16 protein-coding genes are annotated in these 19,520 nt (G+C 76.4%); 5 read left to right on the top strand and 11 right to left on the bottom strand.

Annotated features, from left to right (window positions below; translation table 11 throughout):
- Positions 1 to 120 precede the first annotated feature (120 nt).
- Positions 121 to 3,045: an AfsR/SARP family transcriptional regulator gene (locus OO48_RS40575; protein WP_167346426.1), complete on the bottom strand. Its 2,925-nt coding sequence runs from the start codon at positions 3,043 to 3,045 to the stop codon at positions 121 to 123.
- Positions 3,046 to 3,450: 405 nt separating this feature from the next.
- Here OO48_RS40575 and OO48_RS06785 point away from each other — a divergent pair, with 405 nt between their 5' ends.
- Positions 3,451 to 4,137: a helix-turn-helix transcriptional regulator gene (locus OO48_RS06785; protein WP_033213458.1), complete on the top strand. Its 687-nt coding sequence runs from the start codon at positions 3,451 to 3,453 to the stop codon at positions 4,135 to 4,137.
- 15 nt (positions 4,138 to 4,152) lie between these two features.
- Here OO48_RS06785 and OO48_RS06790 read toward each other — a convergent pair whose 3' ends face one another.
- From OO48_RS06790 to OO48_RS06800, 3 genes are all read right to left on the bottom strand, one after another.
- Positions 4,153 to 5,055: a 5'-3' exonuclease gene (locus tag OO48_RS06790; protein WP_033213537.1), complete on the bottom strand. Its 903-nt coding sequence runs from the start codon at positions 5,053 to 5,055 to the stop codon at positions 4,153 to 4,155.
- Positions 5,056 to 5,212: 157 nt separating this feature from the next.
- Positions 5,213 to 6,256: a cation diffusion facilitator family transporter gene (locus OO48_RS06795; protein ID WP_033213459.1), complete on the bottom strand. Its 1,044-nt coding sequence runs from the start codon at positions 6,254 to 6,256 to the stop codon at positions 5,213 to 5,215.
- 227 nt (positions 6,257 to 6,483) lie between these two features.
- Complete coding sequence (locus OO48_RS06800) at positions 6,484 to 7,251, bottom strand: gamma-glutamyl-gamma-aminobutyrate hydrolase family protein (protein WP_051731835.1); 768 nt, start codon at positions 7,249 to 7,251, stop codon at positions 6,484 to 6,486.
- 219 nt (positions 7,252 to 7,470) lie between these two features.
- Here OO48_RS06800 and OO48_RS40580 point away from each other — a divergent pair, with 219 nt between their 5' ends.
- Positions 7,471 to 8,586, top strand: coding sequence for a DUF2510 domain-containing protein (locus OO48_RS40580; RefSeq protein WP_033213461.1), 1,116 nt, complete (start codon positions 7,471 to 7,473; stop codon positions 8,584 to 8,586).
- A gap of 21 nt (positions 8,587 to 8,607) precedes the next feature.
- On the opposite strand, the gene OO48_RS06810 is transcribed toward OO48_RS40580, so the two are convergent.
- The 5 genes from OO48_RS06810 to OO48_RS06830 all read right to left on the bottom strand — a co-directional run bounded on the left by OO48_RS06810 (position 8,608) and on the right by OO48_RS06830 (position 13,378).
- Positions 8,608 to 9,759, bottom strand: coding sequence for an RNA polymerase sigma factor (locus OO48_RS06810; protein WP_033213538.1), 1,152 nt, complete (start codon positions 9,757 to 9,759; stop codon positions 8,608 to 8,610).
- A gap of 20 nt (positions 9,760 to 9,779) precedes the next feature.
- Positions 9,780 to 10,187: a YciI family protein gene (locus tag OO48_RS06815; protein ID WP_033213462.1), complete on the bottom strand. Its 408-nt coding sequence runs from the start codon at positions 10,185 to 10,187 to the stop codon at positions 9,780 to 9,782.
- Between the two features lie 166 nt (positions 10,188 to 10,353).
- The gene (locus OO48_RS06820; RefSeq protein WP_033213463.1) at positions 10,354 to 11,574 is read right to left on the bottom strand and encodes an alanine racemase; all 1,221 of its coding nucleotides are present in this window, start codon (positions 11,572 to 11,574) and stop codon (positions 10,354 to 10,356) included.
- A gap of 66 nt (positions 11,575 to 11,640) precedes the next feature.
- The gene (locus tag OO48_RS06825; protein ID WP_051731819.1) at positions 11,641 to 12,705 is read right to left on the bottom strand and encodes an ABC transporter substrate-binding protein; all 1,065 of its coding nucleotides are present in this window, start codon (positions 12,703 to 12,705) and stop codon (positions 11,641 to 11,643) included.
- A gap of 4 nt (positions 12,706 to 12,709) precedes the next feature.
- On the bottom strand, positions 12,710 to 13,378 hold the full coding sequence (locus tag OO48_RS06830; RefSeq protein ID WP_051731820.1) for a serine hydrolase: 669 nt from the start codon (positions 13,376 to 13,378) through the stop codon (positions 12,710 to 12,712).
- Positions 13,379 to 13,433: 55 nt separating this feature from the next.
- On the opposite strand from OO48_RS06830, the gene OO48_RS06835 reads away from it, so the two are divergent.
- Together OO48_RS06835 and OO48_RS06840 are read left to right on the top strand one after the other, a co-directional pair.
- Positions 13,434 to 14,195, top strand: a complete 762-nt coding sequence (locus tag OO48_RS06835) for an SseB family protein (protein ID WP_033213465.1) — start codon at positions 13,434 to 13,436, stop codon at positions 14,193 to 14,195.
- Positions 14,192 to 14,419: a beta/gamma crystallin domain-containing protein gene (locus tag OO48_RS06840; RefSeq protein ID WP_051731821.1), complete on the top strand. Its 228-nt coding sequence runs from the start codon at positions 14,192 to 14,194 to the stop codon at positions 14,417 to 14,419. Before OO48_RS06835 ends, OO48_RS06840 begins: the two co-directional genes overlap by 4 nt.
- Before the next feature lie 4 nt (positions 14,420 to 14,423).
- On the opposite strand, the gene OO48_RS06845 is transcribed toward OO48_RS06840, so the two are convergent.
- Positions 14,424 to 15,281, bottom strand: a complete 858-nt coding sequence (locus tag OO48_RS06845) for a helix-turn-helix transcriptional regulator (protein WP_033213466.1) — start codon at positions 15,279 to 15,281, stop codon at positions 14,424 to 14,426.
- Between the two features lie 235 nt (positions 15,282 to 15,516).
- Between OO48_RS06845 and OO48_RS06850 the strand changes: the two genes are divergently transcribed.
- Entirely contained in the window at positions 15,517 to 16,278 is a 762-nt protein-coding gene (locus OO48_RS06850; protein WP_033213467.1) for an SDR family oxidoreductase, read from the top strand.
- A 59-nt stretch (positions 16,279 to 16,337) separates the two neighbouring features.
- On the opposite strand, the gene OO48_RS34920 is transcribed toward OO48_RS06850, so the two are convergent.
- Entirely contained in the window at positions 16,338 to 19,451 is a 3,114-nt protein-coding gene (locus tag OO48_RS34920; RefSeq protein WP_051731822.1) for a phosphocholine-specific phospholipase C, read from the bottom strand.
- Positions 19,452 to 19,520: the final 69 nt, after the last annotated feature.

Consider the following 19,520-nt stretch of genomic DNA (forward strand, 5'->3'; position numbering starts at 1 on the left):
ATTGATCCGTGATGATCGTTGCGCAGCCTGCGCGCAGTATCTCGGCGAGATAACGGAGTTGCGGGGGGAATGTTCCGGGAGGCGGCGGAGGCCCCCGCCGGGGCCGTCCGGAAAGGCCGGCTACGCCAGGCAGGCCCGACCGCGGCCGGACTCCCCGAGGTCGGACAGCGCCTGGTCGATCGCGCTCAGCGCACCCGCCCTGCGGTGCTCCAGGCCGACCCGATCGGCGATCGCCAGCGCCTGCTCGGCCGCCTCCAGCGCCCGGGCCGGCCGCCCGGCCGCCCGGTAGGAGTCGGCCAGCGACACCAGCACGCCCGGCATCCGGTCCCAGGAGCCGAGCGCGCGCAGGGCGCCCAGGCACTCCTCGTAGTCCCGGGCCGCTGCCTCGAACCGGCCCAGCCCGTACAGCGCCCCCGCCCGGGCGTAGAGCATGTGGACCTGGCCGACGAAGTCACCCAGGCCCCGGAAGGCCGACAGGCTGCGCTCGGCCCGGCGCAGCGCCGACTCCGGCCGGCCGACGGCGACGTCCGCCAGCGCCGCCATCCCCTCCACGAAGGCGTGCGAGGACCGGTTGCCCAGCTCGACGCCCAGGCGCACCGCCTCGTCGCACCAGGCGGTGACCTCCTCGTCCGTGCAGTGCGGGAGGCTGGTCAGCGCCAGCGCCACCAGCGCGCCCGGCAGCAGGGCCGGCTGCCCGGTCCGCCGCGCCAGCGCGACCACCCGGGCCGCCTCGGAGCGGGCCTGCGCGGTGCGCTGGAACTCCCGCTGCGCCCACATCAGCGTGTACCGGGCCCGCGCCTCGCTCTCCGGCAGGCCCGCCGCCCGGGCGGCCTCGGCCACCCGCCCGGCCAGGTCGCACAGCTCCGGCACGGCCGTGCCCAGGTCGATCAGCTGGATCAGCACCAGCGTCAGGTCCGCGACCAGCACCAGCGGGCCGTCCGGATCGCGGGCGGCCTGCCCGGCGACGGCCAGCACCGCGGGCACCTCCTGCCGGGCCCAGCGCAGCCCCTCGGCCGGCCCGGTGAACTCCCGTCCGGCGGCCTCCCGCCCGGCCCCCGCCGCCACCAGGTCCGGGAAGGGGTAGCCGGGCCGGACCACCCGGTACAGGCCGGCCACCGTCGCCAGGTAGTGCCGCAGCAGCCGCTCGACGGCGGCCCGCCCGGCGGCCTCCCCGTCCACCTCCCGGACCAGCTCGCGGGCGAACAGCCGCAGCAGGTCGTGGTACTGGTAGCGGCCCGGGTACGGGCAGGACAGCAGCCCCAGATCGGTCAACGACTCGGCCAGCCGCTCGGCCTCCGGCTCCGGCAGCGCCAGCAGCACCGCGGCCGCCGCCGAGGACACCCCCGGGCCGTCCGCCAGCGACAGCAGCCGGAACGCCCGGGCGGTCTCCGCGTCGAGCTGGTCGTAGCTGAGCCGGAACGACGCGGCGACCGCCAGTTCCCCGGTCTCCAACTCGGCCAGCCGCCGCCGCTCGGAGGCCAGCCGGTCCGCCATGTGCGACAGCTCCCAGGCCGGCCGGGCCGCCAGCCGGGACGCCGCCGTCCGCACCGCCAGCGGCAGGAACCCGCAGGCCGCCGCCAGCCGCCGGGCCGCCGCCGGCTCGGCCGCCACCCGCGGCTCCCCGGCGATCGCCGAGAGCAGCCGCACCGACTCCTCCGGAGTCAGCGGCTCCAGGCCCACCTGCCGGGTCATCGGCAGCCCCGACAGCCACGCCCGGCTGGTCACCAGCACCGCGCACGAGCGGCTGCCGGGCAGCAGCGGCCCGATCTGCCGGGTGTCGCGGGCGTCGTCCAGCACGATCAGCACCCGCAGCCCCGCCACCCGGGACCGGAACAGCGCGGCCCGCTCCGCCGTCCCCTGCGGGAGCGCCGCGTCGGCCACGCCCAGCGCGCCGAGGAAACCGGCCAGCACCTCGCCCGGGTCGGCGGGCAGCGCCCCGGCCCCCCGCAGGTTCACGTACAGCTGCCCGTCCGGGTACCGCCCGCCCACCGCGTGCGCGACGTGCACCGCGAGCGCCGACTTGCCCACCCCGCCCAGGCCCGACACCCCCACCACCGGCATCGCCGGGCCGCCGGGCGCCAGGTCCGCGCAGAGCGCCGCGCACAGCTCGTCCCGGCCGGTGTAGTCGGAGACGTCGGCGGGCAGTTGGGCCGGCGGGGCCGGCGGGGCCGGCGGGGCCGGGGCGGGGCCGCCCGCCCCGGAGACCGGAGCGGGCGGAGCGGGCGGCGCGGCCGGTGCGGCCAGCTTCGGGTCGCCGGACAGGATGCCCAGGTGGAGCTCGCGCAGCCGCGGCCCCGGGTCGACCCCCAACTGCTCCAGCAGCGCGCGGCGGGCGTCCGCGTACACGCCCAGCGCCTCGGCCTGCCGCCCGCCCCGGTACAGCGCCAGCATCAGCAGCTCGCGCATCGGCTCCAGCAGCGGGTACTGGCTGACCCACACGGTCAGCTCACCGACCACCTCCGCGTGCCGACCCGTCTCCAACTCGGCCTCCAGCCAAGCCTGGACGGCGTTCAGCCGGCGCTCGACCAGCCGGGCCCGGTGCGCCTGGGCGAGCGGCCCCGGCAGCCCGGCCAGCGGCTCGCCGTGCCACAGCCCGCACGCCTCCCGCAGCAGCCCGAGCGCCCCGGCCGCGTCCCCCCGCGCGCGGGCCCGGCCCGCCGCCGCGACCCGGTCCTCGAACACCTCGGCGTCCACGCAGTCGGCCGGGAGCCGCAGCACGTAGCCGCTGCCCGAGGACACCAGCACCGCCGGGTGCACCCGGTCCGGCTCCAGCACCCGCCGCAGCCGCGACACGTACGTGCGCACGATGGCGGCGGCCCGGGCCGGCGGCTCCTCCCACAGCGCGTCGAGCAGCTCGTCGACGGACACGATCCGGCGGGCCCGCAGCGCCAACGCGGTCAGCAGCGCCCGCTGCTGCGGCGGGCCGAGCTCCAACTCGCGCTCCCCGCACCAGGCCTGCACCGGCCCGAGCAGACACAGCCGCAACCGCTCCCCGCCGTCCGGCTCCGGGGCCGACGTACCGAGGGGCGCTCCGATTTCCGTCATCGTCAGAAGGTAGCGGTTCGACCCGCCGGAGTGCGGCGCCGGGGCGGGTGCAATTCCACCCCCGAGGGCGGCCCTTGTCGGTCCCCTCTCCCCGCGCATTCGATTCCGCCGTGCCGCCCACCGTCCTCCCCGCGGACCGGAAAAGGAAAAAACCCCCGTGGAACGGGAACCACCGACGCAGATGCGCATCCGTCAATCTTTTATTGACCGGCGGCGGATAGCTTGGTCCGTGTCCGCCGAACCTCCGGCGGACACGGGGGAACTCCCGCGGTGCCAGCCGCGCCGGGGGAGGAGGAGGGACGGCGTCGCGTGCGGACGACGCCGGCCGACCGGTTCTGACGGTGCGCCGCCGCCTGTGGGGGGCGGTGGGCGCACCGCCGAGCGCAACGAAAGGAACTCAGCGCCGTGCTCCAGTACGCCGACGACGTCCGTACGACGACCCGACCGATCCCGACGCAGACCACCCGGACGATCCCGGTGGCCGTCCACGCCCTGGACCCGCTCTCCCGGGCCGGGGTGGTGAGCTTCCTCCGGCAGTGTCCGGAGGTGTCGCTGGTGGACGGCGACCACCAGGGCGGAACCGGCGTGGCCCTGCTGGTCGCCGACGCCTTCGACGGGACGGCCCTGACCAGCCTCTCCCGACTGGTCCGGGCCGAGCGCACCCGGGTGGTGCTGGTCCTGGACCGGATCCAGGAGCCGGAACTGCTCAACGTCGTCTCGCTCGGGGTGACCACCATCCTGTGGCGCCGCGAGGTGACCAGGGACCGCCTGCGCCAAGCCGTCCTCACCGCCGACCGGGGCCACGGCGACCTCCCGCCCGACCTGCTCGGCAAACTGCTCGGCTGCATGGGCCGCCGGCGCGGCGGCGAGGGCCAGGCGCACGAGAACGGCCCCACCGACTTCGGCATGCTGCCGCGCGAGGTGGACGTGCTGCGCCTGGTCGCCGACGGCATGGACACCGGGGAGATCGCGGTCAAACTGCTCTACTCGGAGCGGACGATCAAGAACATCATCCACACCGTGACGACGCGCTTCCACCTGCGCAACCGCGCCCACGCGGTGGCCTACGCCCTGCGCGAGGGCTACATCTAGACCCGCGCGGGAGCCTCACCGCCCGGCCAGCACCTCCAACAGCCTGGTCAGCGACGTCCCCAGCCCCCAGCGCACGGCCAGCCGCTCCAGCGCCCGCGGATCGCGCGCCGCCCGGGGCAGCTCCGGCTCGAACGCGGGCAGCGGGACGTCCAGGGCGACCCGCACCACCTTCGGCGCCACGTCCAGGTACGGCGCCGCCTCCAGCAGGTTGCGGCGCCGGGCCGGCGTGAGCTTCGAGGCCGGATCGGCCGCCGCCGCCCGGACGCCCGCCAAGTCCCCGTACTCCCGCACCAGTTGCGTCGCGGTCTTCTCCCCGATGCCCTTCACCCCCGGCAGCCCGTCGCTGGCGTCCCCCCGCAGGGCCGCCAGGTCGGCGTACGAGGAGCCCGGCACGCCGTACTTCTCGCGCAGCGCCGCGTCGTCCATCACCAGCGCCGAGCCGATGCCCTTCGCCGGGTACAGCACCGTCACCGCGCGGGCGTCGTCCACCAGTTGGAACAAGTCCCGGTCGCCGGTGACGATCTGCACCGGGCCGGTGGCGCGGGTGGCCAGGGTGCCGATCACGTCGTCGGCCTCGTAGCCGGGCACGCCGACGCGGGCGATGCCCAGCGCGTCCAGCACCTCCTCGATCACCGGGACCTGCGGGGCCAGGGTGTCCGGCACCTCCTCCTCGCCGTCCCGCGCGGCCTCGGCCACCCGGTGCGTCTTGTAGGTGGGGATCAGGTCGACCCGCCACTGCGGGCGCCAGTCGGCGTCCATGCAGGCGACCAGTTGGTCCGGGCCGTGGTCGTGGACCAGGCGGGAGATGAAGTCCAGCAGGCCGCGCACGGCGTTCACCGGCTCGCCCTGCGGGGAGCGGAGCGAATCCGGGACGCCGAAGTAGGCGCGGAAGTAGAGGCTGGCGGTGTCCAGCAGCATCAGGCGGGGCGCGGACGAGGCGGTCGGTGCGGTCACCCCCCGATCATGCCGCATCCCGCCGACAGACCGGGGCTGACGCCGGTTCAGCGCGAGGGCTCGGCGCGAGGGCTCGGCACGGGGGTTCGGCGCGAGGGCGGCGCGCGGCCCGGCGCGGGGTTCAGTGCGGGTGCGGCCCCGAGCGGTGCACCGGCCCGTGCGTGTCCCCGCAGTGCTCGCGGGCCTCCTCCTCGGCGGCCGCGGCCGCGCTGCTCGGCGCGATCTGCAGCAGCCCGTCCGGCCCGTCCTCGCCGACGTGGTCGACCTGCAGGGTGGCGTGGGTGATCCGGTACTCCTCGCGCAGCCGGCGCTGGAGTTCGCGCCGCACCGCGTGGCAGTCGCCGCCCGGGGCGACCAGGATGTGCGCCGAGAGGGCCGGCTCGTTGGAGGTGATCTCCCAGATGTGCAGGTCGTGGACCTCCTCCACCTGCGCCGCCGCCACCAGCCGGTCCGCCACCGCGTCCGGGTCGACCCCGGCCGGCGCGGCCTCCAGGAAGATCCGCGCCGAGTCCCGCACCAGCCCCGTCCCGGCCCGCAGCATCAGCGCCACCACCACCAGCGAGGCGATCGCGTCCGCCCGGACGAACCCGGTCAGCAGCACCACCGCGCCCGCCACCGCCGTCGCGACGAACGCGTACAGGTCGGTCAGCACGTGCTGGAACGCGCCCTCCACGTTCAGCGAGGACCGGTTCGCCTTCGACAGGCACCAGGTCGCCGCGACGTTCACCACCACGCCCACCAGCGCCGTCACCAGCACCAGCGAGCCCTCCACCTCCGGCGGCCGGATCAGCCTGGTCACCGCCTCGTAGCCGAGCCAGGCCGACAGCACCAGCAGCGTCACCCCGTTCGCCTGCGCGGAGAGGATCTCGGCCCGCTTCAGCCCGTAGGTGTAGCCGCCGCGCGCCGGCCGCGCCGCCAGCCGCATCGCCACCAGGGCCAGCGCGATCGAGGCGGCGTCGGTCAGCATGTGCGCCGCGTCCGAGATCAGCGCCAGCGAGCGGGCGGCGAAACCGGCCACCACCTCGCCCGCCATGAACACCACCAGCAGGACCAGCGCGCTCCACAGCCACTTGCGGTCCGCGTCCGCCGAGACCGCGTGGCTGTGTCCGGCGTGCGAACCGTGCCGGTCGCCGTCGTGGTCGTGCTCGTGCCCGTGCCCGGCCATCGGGATCCCTCCGCTCTGGTGTCCGCACCCGAAGTGAACCCCAGAACGGAGGAAGATCCAAAGGCTGCACTGGTGACCGTTGTCGTTCCCCGCACCGCGCCCCGCCGGGCCCCGCCGCGCGCCACCACCGCACGGGCGCCGCCCGAACCAGCCCAACGGGGGACGCCGCACTGGGCCGAGCGGTCCCGGTGGTCCCGGCGGTCGTCCGGCGGTCGTCCGGCGGTCCCTCAGCGCGAGGGGAGGGCGGCGTCCTCCGCAGTGGCCGGCGCGGTGAGCGGCGCGGTGAGCGGCGCCAGCCGGGTCGCGTTGACCAGGGCGCGGGCCACCCGCAGGTCCTCGCCCTGCTCCGGGTGCCACTGGACGCCGACCGTGAAGCCCGCCCCCTCGACCGCTTCGACGGTGCCGTCCTCGGCGTACGCGCTGACGGTCAGGCCCTCGCCGAGGCGGGCGACCGCCTGGTGGTGGTAGGTCGGGACGACCACCGACTCCTCCGGCAGCAGGTCCGCGAGCAGGGTGCCGGCCACCGGGCGGACCGCGTGCCGGCCGTACTCGCCGGGCTCGCCGATGTGGCTCAGCCTCTCGCCGACCACGTCCGGCAGGTGCTGGACCAGCGAGCCGCCGCACACCACGTTCAGCAGCTGCATGCCCCGGCAGATCCCCAGCAGCGGGGTGCCGGCGGCGAGGGCGGCGCGGATCAGCGCGGCCTCCCACAGGTCGCGCGCGGCCGCGGTGGCCACCGTCCTCGGGTGCGGGAGCTCGCCGTACAGGGCCGGGTCGACGTCCTCGCCGCCCGCGATCACCAGCCCGTCCAGCCGGGCCACCACGGCCGCCGCGTGCTCCGGCGCGTCCGGCGGCAGCATCACGGCGATCCCGCCGGCCTCGCGCACCAGCTCCGGGTAGCGCACGGGGAGCAGCACCGAGCGCATGAGGTCCCACCGCCCCCAGGCGGCGTCGTTGAGGTAGGTGCTGATGCCGATCACGGGGCGAGAGGTCATGGCGCGCATTCTGCCGGGCGCTCGCGCGCCCCGCCGCGCGACCCACCCCCCTCACGCGCCCCTTCAGGCGCGTGGAGCACAGTGCGCGCCCCTCGGCGGGTCCGGAGGGCGCCGCAGCGGGGGAGGCCGCGCGATTCTCACCGGAATCTCATCGCCGGACCCCCGTTCGCACCCCCTCGCTGATTTCCCGCTTATCCGCCGCCCCCTAGGGTCTCTGTCGTGAGCGAGCAGCAGATTCCGGCCGGGTGGTACCCGGATCCGGTCGACACCGACAGCGACCCCCGCCCCCAGCGCTGGTGGGACGGCAAGGGTTGGACCGCCGAGACCCGCCCGGCCCCGGAGACCCCGGCGGCGCCCGCGGCTGCCCCCGCCTCCGGCCCCACCGCCGGGACGGACGACACCGCCGTCCTCGAGGGCACCGTGCTGGACGCCTCCGGGCAGACCGTGAACTACCCCCCGCTGCCCCCGTACGCCGGGCAGTTCGGGGCGAAGCCGGCCCGCGCCCGGCCGCCGAAGCCGGTGCTGGTCGCCGCCTCGGTCGCCGCCGTGCTGGGCCTCGCGATCGGCTCCGGCGTCACCTACCTGGTGATGGACGGCCACCACGACAAGAAGGGCACCGCCGCCGCGCAGAGCAGCGACGGGCGCCGGGGCGGCAACGGCTTCAACGGCTTCGGCGGCGGCGGCGGGGAGGGCGGCAGCGGCAAGACCATCCCCGACAACCCGTTCGGCGGCGGCAGCGGCAGCAGCGGGGGCAACGGCAACGGCGGCAGCGGGAAGAACGGCCAGGGCAACGGCAACGGCAACGGCGACGGCACCGGACGGAACGCCAAGGCCGCCATCGACATGGTCAACGGCATCTCGCTGCCGATCCCGAGCGGCTGGGAGGGCGGCACCGTCGAGGGCGGTTACGCCGGCATGTACACCGGCAGCTACACCTGCGCCGACGGGTCGGACAACTGCTCGCTGGGCGGCGTGTCCACCGCCCGCCTCAAGGGCACCGACGCCAAGCAGGCCGCCCAGGACGACATCGCGGACGCCGCGAAGCAGTCGTACGGCGACCTGAACGGCCACCAGGAGCTGAAGAGCGAGGCCGTCAAGGTGGCCGGGCGCGACGGCTACCTGGTGCGCTGGAAGGTCGACGTGGCGAAGGGCAACCCGGGCTACGTGGAGACGGTGGTCTTCCCGACCGCCGACGGCAAGGCGCTGACCGCCGTCCACTTCGGCTTCGACATCGCCGACAAGGCGCCCGGCCTGGACCAGATGGACACCATCCTGAAGGGCATCACCAAGGTCGACGCCGGCTCCCTCGGCGGCGGCCCCGGCACCACCACCTGACGGCCGACCGGCGCGCCCGGCTCAACCCCCTTCCCGCAACAGCGTGTTGAGCCGGGCCGCCTGCCGGATCAGGTGCTCCCGCTCGGCCGCCGTCCCGGCCTCGCGGGCGGCCCGCGCGTACAGCCCGGCGGCCGCCGGCAGCTCGCCGGCCCGCTCGTGCAGGTACGCCCGGGCGGCGGTGTGGCGGGGCAGCGTCCCGTCGAGCGCGGCGAGGGCGGCCAGGCCCGCGCGGGGCCCGTCCGCCTCGCCGACGGCGACGGCCCGGTTGAGGCGCACCACCGGGTTGTCGGTGAGCGCCGCCAGCTCGTCGTACCACTCGACGATCTGCACCCAGTCCGTCTCGGCGGCGGTCGGCGCGTCCGCGTGCAGGGCGGCGATCGCGGCCTGGGCCTGGTACTCGCCGAGCCGGTCGCGGGCCAGCGCCGCCTGCAGGACGGCGACGCCCTCGGCGATGGCGGCGGTGTCCCAGCGGGTGCGGTCCTGCTCGGCCAGCGGCACCAGGCTGCCGTCCGGCGCGGTCCGCCCGGCCCGGCGGGCGTGGTGCAGCAGCATCAGCGCCAGCAGGCCGGAGACCTCCGGGTGGTCGGTCCGGGCCGCCAGCTGCCGGGTCAGCCGGATCGCCTCGGCCGCCAGGTCGACGTCCCCCGAGTAGCCCTCGTTGAAGACCAGGTACAGCACCCGCAGCACCGTCGCCACGTCCCCCGGCCGGTCCAGCCGCACGCCCGCGACGGTCCGCTTGGCCCGCGAGATGCGCTGCGCCATGGTCGCCTCCGGCACCAGGTACGCGGCGGCGATCTGCCGAGTGGTGAGCCCGCCGACCGCGCGCAGCGTCAGCGCCACCGCCGAGGAGGGCGTCAGCGACGGGTGCGCGCACAGGAAGTACAGCCGCAGCGAGTCGTCGGTGTCCGGCACCGGTCCGGGCCCCGGCTCCTCCTCCACCGCGTCCTCGCGGCGGCGGCGCGCGCTGTCGGCCCGCGCCGCGTCCAGGAACCGCCGCCACGCGACGGTCACCAGCCAGCCCTTCGGGTCCCGCGGGGGCTCGTCCGGCCAGCGCCGGACGGCCTCCAACAGGGCCTCCTGGACGGCGTCCTCGGCCGCCGCGAAGTCCGCCCCGCGACGGACCAGGACGGCCAGCACCTCGGGGGTCAGGACGCGCAGCAGCGACTCGTCCACGGCCGAGGACGCCATCCCGCTCACTCCGTGACGGTCGGCGGTTCGGACATCACCGGGCGCAGCTCCAGCCACTCGCGGATCGGCACCCCGCCCGCGCCCGGCGCCGCCGACAGCTCGGCGGCCAGCTCCAGCGCCCGCTCCCGGCTGTCCACGTCGATGATCATCCAGCCGGCGATCAGGTCCTTGGTCTCCGCGAACGGCCCGTCGGTCACCGGCGGCTTCCCCTCCCCGCCGTACTGCACCCACGTCCCCTCGGGCGCGAGCCCCTGCGCGTCCACGAACTCGCCGGTCCGCTCCAGCTTGGCGGCGAAGTCCCGCATGTACCGGATGTGCGCGTCGACCTCCGCGGGCGTCCACCGCTCCATCGGCACGAAGCCCTCCGGCACCGGCGCGCCGCGGTAGTGCTTGAGCATCAGGTACTTGGCCATGGGTCCCACTCCTCGGTCCTGGTGCGGCCCATTGTGGCCGCCTTCACCCCTGGGACGGAGCAGCTCACGGGTTCTCGACACGGACGCGGAGAAAATCTTCCGGAGTTTCTCCGCGCCCGCCGACCGGCACCGGGGCGGCTCGGCGGCGGCGCGGCCCCGGTCGGCGTCACAGGAAGGTGCGGCCCTCGCCCCGGTAGGTCGGCACGGTGGCGGTGACGGTGTCGCCCTCGATCAGGTGCAGCCGCTCGAAGCGCTCGCACAGTTCGCCCGCCTTCGCGTGCCGGAACCACACCCGGTCGCCGATCAGCAGGTCGTCCGCCGCCGAGCCGAGCAGCGGCGTCTGCACCTCGCCCGCGCCCTCCTGCGGGTCGTAGCGCAGGCCGGCCGGCAGGTACGGGACGGGGGAGCGGTCCGCGCCCGCCGGGCCGGACGCCGGGTACCCGCCGCCCAGCACCGTCACCACGCCCACCCCGGGGCGCCGCACCACCGGCTGCGCGAACAGCGCGGCCGGGCGGCCGCGGAACGCCCGGTAGTTGTCGAACAGCCGGGGCACGAACAGGCCCGAACCGGCCGCCACCTCGGTCACCGCGCGCTCCGCGACGGTCGACTCCACGCTGCCGGTGCCGCCGCCGTTCACGAACTCCAACTCGGCGACCTCGCGCACCCGCCGCACCACCTCGGCGCGCCGCGCCGCCAGTTCGGAGCGCGCCTTCGCCTGCATCAGCCGCACCGCCGCCGACCGCAGCGGCCGCCCGGGCACCGCGTCCCCGACACCGGCCACGTGGCCCTCGTACGCCATCAGCCCGACCACCTCGAACCCCGGGCGGCGGCCCACCAGTTCGGCGAACCGGCCCAGCTGCTCGGGCGTCCGCAGCGGCGAGCGCCGCGCGCCCACCCGCACCCGGCCGCCCAGCAGGTGCAGCGAGGTGTCCAGCTCCAGGCAGACCCGGACCGTCGCCGGGCCCTTCCGGGCGGCGTCGATCAGGTCCAGCTGGGCCACGTCGTCCACCACCACGCTGACCTGCCGCGCCAGCTCCGGATCGGCGGTCAGCCGCCCGTACGCGGCCCGGTCCGCCGACGGGTACGCCAGCAGCACGTCGGTGAACCCGGACTCCACCAGCCAGAGCGTCTCCGCCAGGGTGAAGCTCATCACCCCCGCGAACCCGTCCAGCTCCAGCACCCGCTCCAGCAGCGCCCGGCACCGCACCGACTTCGACGCCACCCGGATCGGCTTCCCGCCCGCGCGGCGCACCAAGTCCGCCGCGTTCGCGTCGAACGCCGCCAGGTCGACGACGGCCAGCGGCGCGTCCAGGTGCGCCGTCGCCCGGTCGTACCGGGCCCGGTCGGAGACGGTTCCGCCGGCCGCAGCGGTCTCAACGAGTGCCATGGCCGCAGACTGCCACATCCCCCTACCGGGCGGTAGATCCACCGGACCCCCAATCCGCGACGCCCGCTACCGGGCGGTGGGCGCCGTGTGCAGCGTGCGCAGGCGCCCCGGCTCCGCCGGGTCCCGGTCGACCACCCGGACGGGCGGCCAGGCCCACTGCCACACCCCGCTGCCCGGCACCCGGGAGAAGCGGACCGTCCCCCGGGTGCCCGCCACCTCGACGTCCGACCAGCGCACCCCGCCGCCGGGGCGCAGGGCCCGCGCCAGCACGGCCACCGCGTCCCAGCCCTCGAACGCGACGAACGACGGCGCGCCGCCCAGCGGTTCGCGCAGCTCCGCGTCGACCCGGGCGCCGACCGGGGTGAGCTCCTCGGGCAGGTAGCTCAGGAACGGCACCCCGGCGCCGTCCGCGCCCAGCAGCTCCAGCCACTCCGCGAACTCCGGCTGCCCGGCCGGCGCCCCCAGCAGCAGCCCGCGCAGCCGCCGGTCGCGCCGCACCGCCCGGACGATCGGCACCGCCGGATCCGGGTGCCCGGCGAGCAGCAGCAGCGCGCTCGCCCCGCTGCCCGCCACCGCGTCGCACAGCGTCCGGGGCGTCCGTCCGCGCAGGTCGAACGCCACCACCTCCCCGTCGTGCGCCGCGAAGCGTCCGCGCAGCACCTCCGTCCCCGCCGCCCAGTACCCGCCCGGGCCGGCGGCCACCGCGACCCGGCGGTGGCCCGCGCCGAGCAGGAAGTCCGCGTAGGCCCGCCAGCCGTACGACTGCGCCGGGGCGAGCCGCGCCACCCACCGGGCGGGCGCGTCGACCAGGCCGTCCAGCACCGCCGAGGAGCACAGGTACGGCAGGCCCAGCGCCTCGGCCCGCTCCGCCACCGCCCGGGCCACCACGCTGTGGTACTCGCCCACCAGCGCCGCCGCCCCCAGCCCGGCCAGCTCGCCGACCGCCTCCGCCGCCCGCGCCGGGTCCGCCGCCGTGTCCCGCACCAGCAGCTCGACCGGCCGCCCGTCGATCCCGCCCGCCGCGTTGACGTCCCGGACGCCCAGCTCCAGCCCGGCCAGCAGCTGCCGCCCCGCCGCCACCCACCCGGGCGGGCTCAACGGCACCAGCGCCCCGACCCGCACCGCCGACATCCCGTCAACTCCCTCCGTCCGCAGACCGTGCCGCCCTCACCGTACCCACCGCCCAGCGCGCCGCCGACTCCACCGCCACCACGCCCCGCGCCAGCTCCGGCCAGCCGTCGGAGACCACCGCCACCAGCGTCCCGTCCGCCAGCGCGCCGAAGCTGCCGACCACCCACAGCCCGGTCGCGCTCCGCGGCAGCCACCCGTTCTTCAACCCGGTCGCCCCCGCCGCCGACACCCCCCACGCCTGCTCCGGCACCACCCGCCCCATCAGCCCGGCCAGCCACCGCCGCCCGGGCAGCGCCCCGTCCGCCGCGAAGACCTGCCGCAGCAGCCGGACCCGGTCGCCGGCGCTGGTGGTGGTCAGCCCCCAGTACCCGTCCCGCCCGGCGGCGGTCTCCACCAGCCCGAGCGCCCGGTAGGCCGCGTCCAGCCCGGGGGCGCCGCCGACCAGCAGGTACAGCTCGCTCGCCGCCGCGTTGTCGCTGCGGACGATCGACAGCTCGGCCAACTCCCGCTCGCCGTCCGTCAGTCCGCCGTCGCCGCCGTGGCGCAGCAGCAGCGCCGCGACCAGGTCCACCTTCACCGTGCTGGCCGTCACGAACAGTCCGCCGCCGCGCACCGCGGCCGCGCCCGTCCCGGGCACCGCGGCCGCCACCGCCAACCGTCCGCACCGTTCCACCGGCACACCTCCTCCAGCGTCCGTCCCCCGGATAAACGTGGCATACGCTCACGGGGTGGAGCGCAAGAACATCCCCGATCCCGGTTTCGCCGAGGACGACGGCACCGCCGACCCCGCCCTCGCCGCGGCCCTCACCGCCTGGCAGCAGGACCCGGCCACCGAGCCGGACCTGCTGGCGGCCCTCACCCCGAGCCGGCTGATGGTGCCGATCGTGGCGCTGCTCGGCGAGGTCGAGGTGGGCGCCGACGGGCACCGGCACGAGAAGACCAGCGACATGGCCGTCCCGGTGGTGGAGGCTCCGGACGGCCGCCGGGCCCTGCCCGCGTTCACCTCGCTGGCGACCATGGCCGCCTGGCGCGCGGACGCCCGCCCGGCCCCGGTGGCGGCCCCGCAGGCCGCGATGGTGGCGTTCTCCGAGCGCGCCGACACCCTGCTCGTCGACCCGGCCGGGCCGGTCACCTACCGGCTGTCCGGCGCCCGGCTGCGCGCCGTCGCGGAGAACCGCCGCTACCTCCCGCCGCTCCGCGACCCGGAGGTGCGGCAGGCCCTGCGCACCCTCCTCGCCGCCGAACCCGCCGTCGCCGCCGCCCACCTCACCCCGGCCCCGGACGCCGACGCCACCCTGGCCCTCGTCCTGGCCGACCCGGCGGCGGACCCCGCCGCCGTCCAGTCCCTCGCCGCCCGCCTCGGCCGGTCCCTCGCCGCCGACCCCACCCTGCGGGTCCGCCTCGACCGGGGCCTGCAACTCGCCTTCCTGGCCCGCCACCCCGAACAGGCGCCCTTCTACGCCGCGAGCGCTGCGAACGCGCACGAGTGAAGTCGCGCGACACCTGGTCCCACCTGGACGGTGCCCGGGGCGTCGACCGCCGCGCCGACGCCGGCCGCGCCGACTTCGGCGGCCGGTGGATCGACCGCATCTCCACCGGCAACGACGACCTCGTCCACTACGACGTCGACGGCGGCCCGGTGGAGATCGAGCGCCGGCACGACACCGCCTTCCCCGACCAGCCGCCCCGGGCGAAGTCCGTCCAGGTCCTCTGACCGGTCACCCGCCGGACGCCGGGGCACCGGCCGCCGGGGCCTCGGGCCCGGCGGCCGGGAGCGCCGCCAGCCGCCGCAGCTTCCCCTCGCTGTCGCTGCCCCGGTCGGGGTAGTAGACGACCAGGATGACGTCCTCGACGGGCAGCTTGTCGCGGTGCAGGCGCAGCTCGCCGACGACCGGGTGGTGGAGCGTGGTGGTCCCGCCGCCGAGGCCGCGCACGTCGTGGCGGGCCCACAGGGTGCGGAACCGCTGGCTGGAGAGCGCGAGCTCCCCGACGAGTTCGACGAACCTGGGGTTGTCGGTGTCGTCCCCGATCGAGGTGCGCAGGGCGGCGACGAAGTCGGCGGTGGCCTTCGTCCAGTCCTGGTGGAAGGACCGCTCCTCGGGATCGAGGAGCAGGGAGCGGAGCCGGTTCTCGCCGGGCCGCAGGCGCGGGGAGAGCGCCAGGGCCGTCGGGTTGGCGGCCAGCACGTCGAACGCCCGCCCCTCGACGAACGCGGGCACCGGCAGCTGGGCGAGCAGCTCGTGCAGGCGCGCCGGCACGTGTTCGGGCCGCCTGCGGCGCGGCGCCCGCGGGCGGCCCGCGGCGAGGCCGAGCAGGTACGTCCGTTCGACGTCGTCGAGCCGCAGGACGCGGGCCAGCGCGGCGAGCACCTGGGGCGAGGGGTTCTTGTCGCGGCCCCGCTCCAGGCGCAGGTAGTAGTCGGGGCTGATCCCGGCGAGCAGCGCGACCTCCTCCCGGCGCAGGCCGGGCACGCGGCGGTTCCCGCCCGGCGGGAGCCCCGCCTGCTCGGGGGAGACCAGTTCGCGCCGGGCGCGCAGGTAGCCGCCGAGCCGGTTGCCGGATTCCTCGTCCTTCATGCCGCCACCGTAGTGCGGTGCGCCCGCTCCAGCGGGGGCCCTGCCAGGACCAGGGAACGCCGGGACCGGGGAACGCCAGGGCCGGGGAGTGCGGGGGCCTCCCCGCGGCCGGACGGTTCCGCGCAGGCTGGAGCGGTGCCGCTCCGAGCCGGAGCGGTGGAACCGGGGACGGTGCGCGCCGCCGTCCGCGCCGCGGCCGCGCGCCGCCGGCGCACCTGATCGAAGGGAAGACCCCGTGGACCTCTCCACCCGCACCGTCCTCGTCGTCGGCGGAACCTCGGGCATCGGACGGGAGCTGGCCCGCCGCTTCGCCGCCGCGGGCAGCACCGTGGCCGTCGCGGGCCGCAGCCCGCGCGCGCTCGCCGAACTCGCCGCGGAAGGCTTCGGCACGTTCGAGGTCGACGTCACCGACGGCTCCTCCGTCACGGCCGCCCGGGACGCCGTGCTCGCCCGTCACCCGGCGCTGGACACCGTGGTGACCACGGCGGGCGTCATGCTGACGGAGGACCTGCGCGACCCCGCGCACTTCGCGGCGGCGGCGATGACGATCGACACCAACCTGCTCGGCACCATCAGGGTCGTCGACGCCTTCACCCCCCACCTGGTGGGCCGGGGCGCGGGCGCCTTCGTCACCGTCACCTCCGGCATCGCCTTCCTGCCGTTCCCGCCGATGCCCAGCTACGCCGCCTCGAAGGCCGGGGTGCACGCCTACTCCGAGGCGCTGCGCGCGCAGCTCGACGGCACCGGGGTCGAGGTCGTCGAGCTGGTCCCGCCGGCCGTGGCCACCGCCGGACAGGAGGAGGTGAACCCGCACGCGCTGCCGCTGGACGCCTTCGCCACCGAGGTCGTGCAGCTGCTCGGGCAGGACCCGACCCCGCGCGAGGTCCTGGTGGAGGGCGTCCTGATGCACCGCTGGGCCGAGCGCGACGGCACCTACGCCGACCTGGTCGCCCAGCGCTCCCGGGCCCTGTCCGCGCTCCCGGGCCGCCGGAGCTGACCGCCCCGCCCCCCCCACCGCGCGGGCGGCGGGACGGGCGGCGGGGCGGGAGCGGCGCGTCAGCCGGTGATCGGCCGGACGTCCAGGCGGACGTGGTCGACCGCCCAGTACCAGTTGTTGCCGGCGTCGTACATCCGGAACTCCAGGGTGACCGCCCGGGCCCCGGCGGGGACGGCGAACCGCCGGGTGACGAAGGCGTTCTGGACGTCCTTGCCCGCGTTGTCGTTGCCGGTGGCGTCGCTGCTGTAGAAGACCAGCCGGGTCTCCTCGCCGGTGTCGAACACCGCCGTCACGGACGCCTTCTGCGGGGCCTCCTGCCGGTAGTGCGAGTCGAAGGCGAGGTACAGCGAGCCGGTGCCGGCCGGGACGGGGACGGCGGGGGAGACCAGGGTGGAGTCGAACCTCCCCTTGGCGGAGGGCGAGCCGGTGTCGTCCCAGTCGTCGGGGTCGGCGACGGCGAGGACGCCGAGGCCGCGGGTGAAGTCGCCGCGGTCCTGCCCGGCGGGGGCGGACCACTCGCGCTTGGTGTGGAACGTCCAGCCCTGGAGCCGGGCGGTGCCCTGCGGCATGCCGGGCGCGTTGACCACCGACCAGCCGGCGGGGGCCTGGGCGGTCCAGCCGAGGACGCCGGAGACCGGGGCGAGCACGGGGGCGAGCGACTCGAAGTCCTCGCCGAGCAGGTGGCCCGCCATCGACGGCGCGGTGCGCCCCGCGGCCTCGCCGTCCGCGACGGCGTACCGGTCGCCGGCCGCGCCCCGGGCGGTGACCAGCAGGCGGGCGGTGCCGGAGAGCGTCGCGGGCACCCGCACCTCCCACTCGGCGTCGGCGCTCGCGCCCGCGGCCAGCGCGGCGGGCGGCGCGCTGACCACGCTCGGGGCGGGCCACCCGGCGGGCAGCAGCGGCACGACCTCCAGGCCGGTCAGGTCGGCGGTCGCGGTGAGCCGGGCCTTCAGCCGGGCGGTCCCCCCGGGCAGCAGGACCGGCTCGTCGACGGTCGTGGACGCGGAGCCCAGCGAGACGTCCAGCACCAGCGGGTCGGCCAGGCCCATCGCCGGGTCGGTGGAGCCGACGGCCTGGTTCGGCAGCCGTCCGGCGCGCCGGAAGCGGTAGCGGGCGTCGTCCCGGGCGGTGACCACGACGTCGTACCAGCCCTCCTCGCCCACCGGCAGGTCGACCACCGCGGACTCGCCCGCGCCGAGCCGCACCTCGCGCCGCCCGCCGCCGTACGCCAGGTCGCCGACGGTCATCACCCGGCTGACGTCCGTCCGGTTGGCGACCTCCACGGCCAGCTGCCACCCGCCGCCGCCGTCCTCGGAGACCGAGGTCTCGTACGAGCCGGCCGCGTCGCCGCGAAGGTGCCACAGCGCGCCGTTCGGGCCGTGCAGGCGCAGGTCGTGCCCGTCGGGGCCGAGCTGCCAGGTGTCGGAGAGCTTGCCCTTGACGCCGAGCGTGTAGTGCCGGGGCGCGCTGCCGGGCTCGGGGTAGGCGGCGATCACGGCGCCCTGCCGCCCCGGGTTGGCCAGGTCGAGGCTGAGCACGCCCCTGCGGACCCGCGCCTTGGCCTGCAGGTGGTACGGGACGGGCCGGGCGGTGCGGGTGCCGCGCTGCTGCTGCGGGGCGCGCTGCGGCTTCGGGACGGTCGGGGCGGGCAGCCTGCCGGTGTCGGTGACCTTCTGCCGGTTGCCCGAGGTGTCGGGCAGCTCGGGCCAGACCGGCTCCTTCCCGGAGAAGTCGAAGACCTCGGTGAGGTCGCCGGTGACCGCCCGCCGCCAGGGCGAGATGTTCGGCTCGGCGACGCCGAAGCGCCGCTCCAGCAGCCGGATCACCGAGGTGTGGTCGTACACCGTGGAGTCGACCGCGCCGCCGCGCGTCCACGGCGAGACCACGACCATCGGCACCCGCACGCCCAGCCCCATCGGGTACGGCCCGGACACCAGCGACTCCCCGGCGGGCAGCGCCGCCGACCAGCCCAGCGAGCCGTCCGCGTTCCGCACCCGGTAGCGGCCGTCCTGCCCGACCACCCGGTGGTACGTCGAGCCGCCCTTCGACACCCGCACCACCACCTCGCCGTCCACCGGCACGGTGGAGGCGCCGCGCCCGGCGGCCAGCGGCGGCACGGGCGGCAGCTGGTGGTCGAAGAAGCCGCCGTGCTCGTCGTAGTTGAGGATGAACACGGTCTTCGCCCACACCTCCGGGTTGGCGGCCAGCGCCGCCAGCAGCCGGGCGGTCAGGTGCTCGCCGTTCGGCGGCGCGTAGTTGGCGTGCTCGGACAGCGCGGCGGGCGCGACCAGCCAGGACACCTGCGGCAGCCGGTCCTCGCGCACGTCGGTGGCGAACGCCTCCACCAGCGCGTCGCCCATCGCGAACGGGTCGCCCTTCTTCGCCGGGTCGCCGACCGCCCGCAGCCCGCGCTCGTACAGCGCCGAACCCGGCTTCGCCCGGATGAAGCCGGTGAACCAGGCCAGCGCGTTGTCGTCGAAGTTGTCCAGCGCCTGGTAGGTGCGCCAGCTGATCCCGGCCCGCTCCAGCCGCTCCGCGTAGGTGGTCCACTCGAAGCCCGCCGCGGGCTCGGAGTTGTCGGTCACCGGGGTGTCGCGGACGGTGCCGCCGCTGGTGCCCGTCATCAGGTGCTCGCGGTTGGTGTTGGTGTTGCACTGCACCGAGGCGTAGTACGCGTCGCAGGTGGTGAACGCCGAGGCCAGCGCGTGGTAGAAGGGCATGTCGGCGCTCTCGTAGTACCCCTGGCCGAGCCAGCCGGAGGAGCGCCGGGTCACCGAGCCGTCCGCCAGGCCGTCGTTCCAGGCGTTCATCGAGTCGACGAACCCGAACGCGGGCGCCCCCTGCTGGTACGCGCTGGTGTGGGCGGCGTTCATCGGGTACGGCAGCAGGTAGCCCTCGGGCCGGGACGGATCGGGCTGGTGGAACACCGAGCGGCCGTTGACGCCGCGCACCGCCGCGCGGTCGCCGAAGCCGCGCACGCCGGGCAGGGTGCCGAAGTAGTGGTCGAACGCCCGGTTCTCCTGCATGAGGACGACGACGTGCTGGATGTCCTCCAGCCTGCCGGGCCTGGCGGGGGCGGCCAGCGCCTGACGGACGCTCAGTGGCAGCGCGGACAGCACGGCCGCGGCGGCGGCGCCGCCCAGCAGGGTGCGGCGGGACAGTTCGGGACTCATCGGTGGCTCCTCGTGCGCGGTGCCGGGCTCCGTTGCTCCCGGCCGCGACCATTGGTAGGCGGCGCAGGT

Source organism: Kitasatospora phosalacinea (assembly GCF_000716545.1).
Lineage (GTDB): Bacteria > Actinomycetota > Actinomycetes > Streptomycetales > Streptomycetaceae > Kitasatospora > Kitasatospora phosalacinea.

What these genes read in the sequence shown, in the direction of transcription:
- OO48_RS40575 (WP_167346426.1), bottom strand. Translation starts at nt 3,045, where the DNA reads ATGACGGAAATCGGAGCGCCCCTCGGTACGTCGGCCCCGGAGCCGGAC.
- OO48_RS06790 (WP_033213537.1), bottom strand. Translation starts at nt 5,055, where the DNA reads ATGCTGCTGGACACCGCCAGCCTCTACTTCCGCGCCTACTTCGGCGTC.
- OO48_RS06795 (WP_033213459.1), bottom strand. Translation starts at nt 6,256, where the DNA reads ATGGCCGGGCACGGGCACGAGCACGACCACGACGGCGACCGGCACGGT.
- OO48_RS06800 (WP_051731835.1), bottom strand. Translation starts at nt 7,251, where the DNA reads ATGACCTCTCGCCCCGTGATCGGCATCAGCACCTACCTCAACGACGCC.
- OO48_RS06815 (WP_033213462.1), bottom strand. Translation starts at nt 10,187, where the DNA reads ATGGCCAAGTACCTGATGCTCAAGCACTACCGCGGCGCGCCGGTGCCG.
- OO48_RS06820 (WP_033213463.1), bottom strand. Translation starts at nt 11,574, where the DNA reads ATGGCACTCGTTGAGACCGCTGCGGCCGGCGGAACCGTCTCCGACCGG.
- OO48_RS06825 (WP_051731819.1), bottom strand. Translation starts at nt 12,705, where the DNA reads ATGTCGGCGGTGCGGGTCGGGGCGCTGGTGCCGTTGAGCCCGCCCGGG.
- OO48_RS06845 (WP_033213466.1), bottom strand. Translation starts at nt 15,281, where the DNA reads ATGAAGGACGAGGAATCCGGCAACCGGCTCGGCGGCTACCTGCGCGCC.
- OO48_RS34920 (WP_051731822.1), bottom strand. Translation starts at nt 19,451, where the DNA reads ATGAGTCCCGAACTGTCCCGCCGCACCCTGCTGGGCGGCGCCGCCGCC.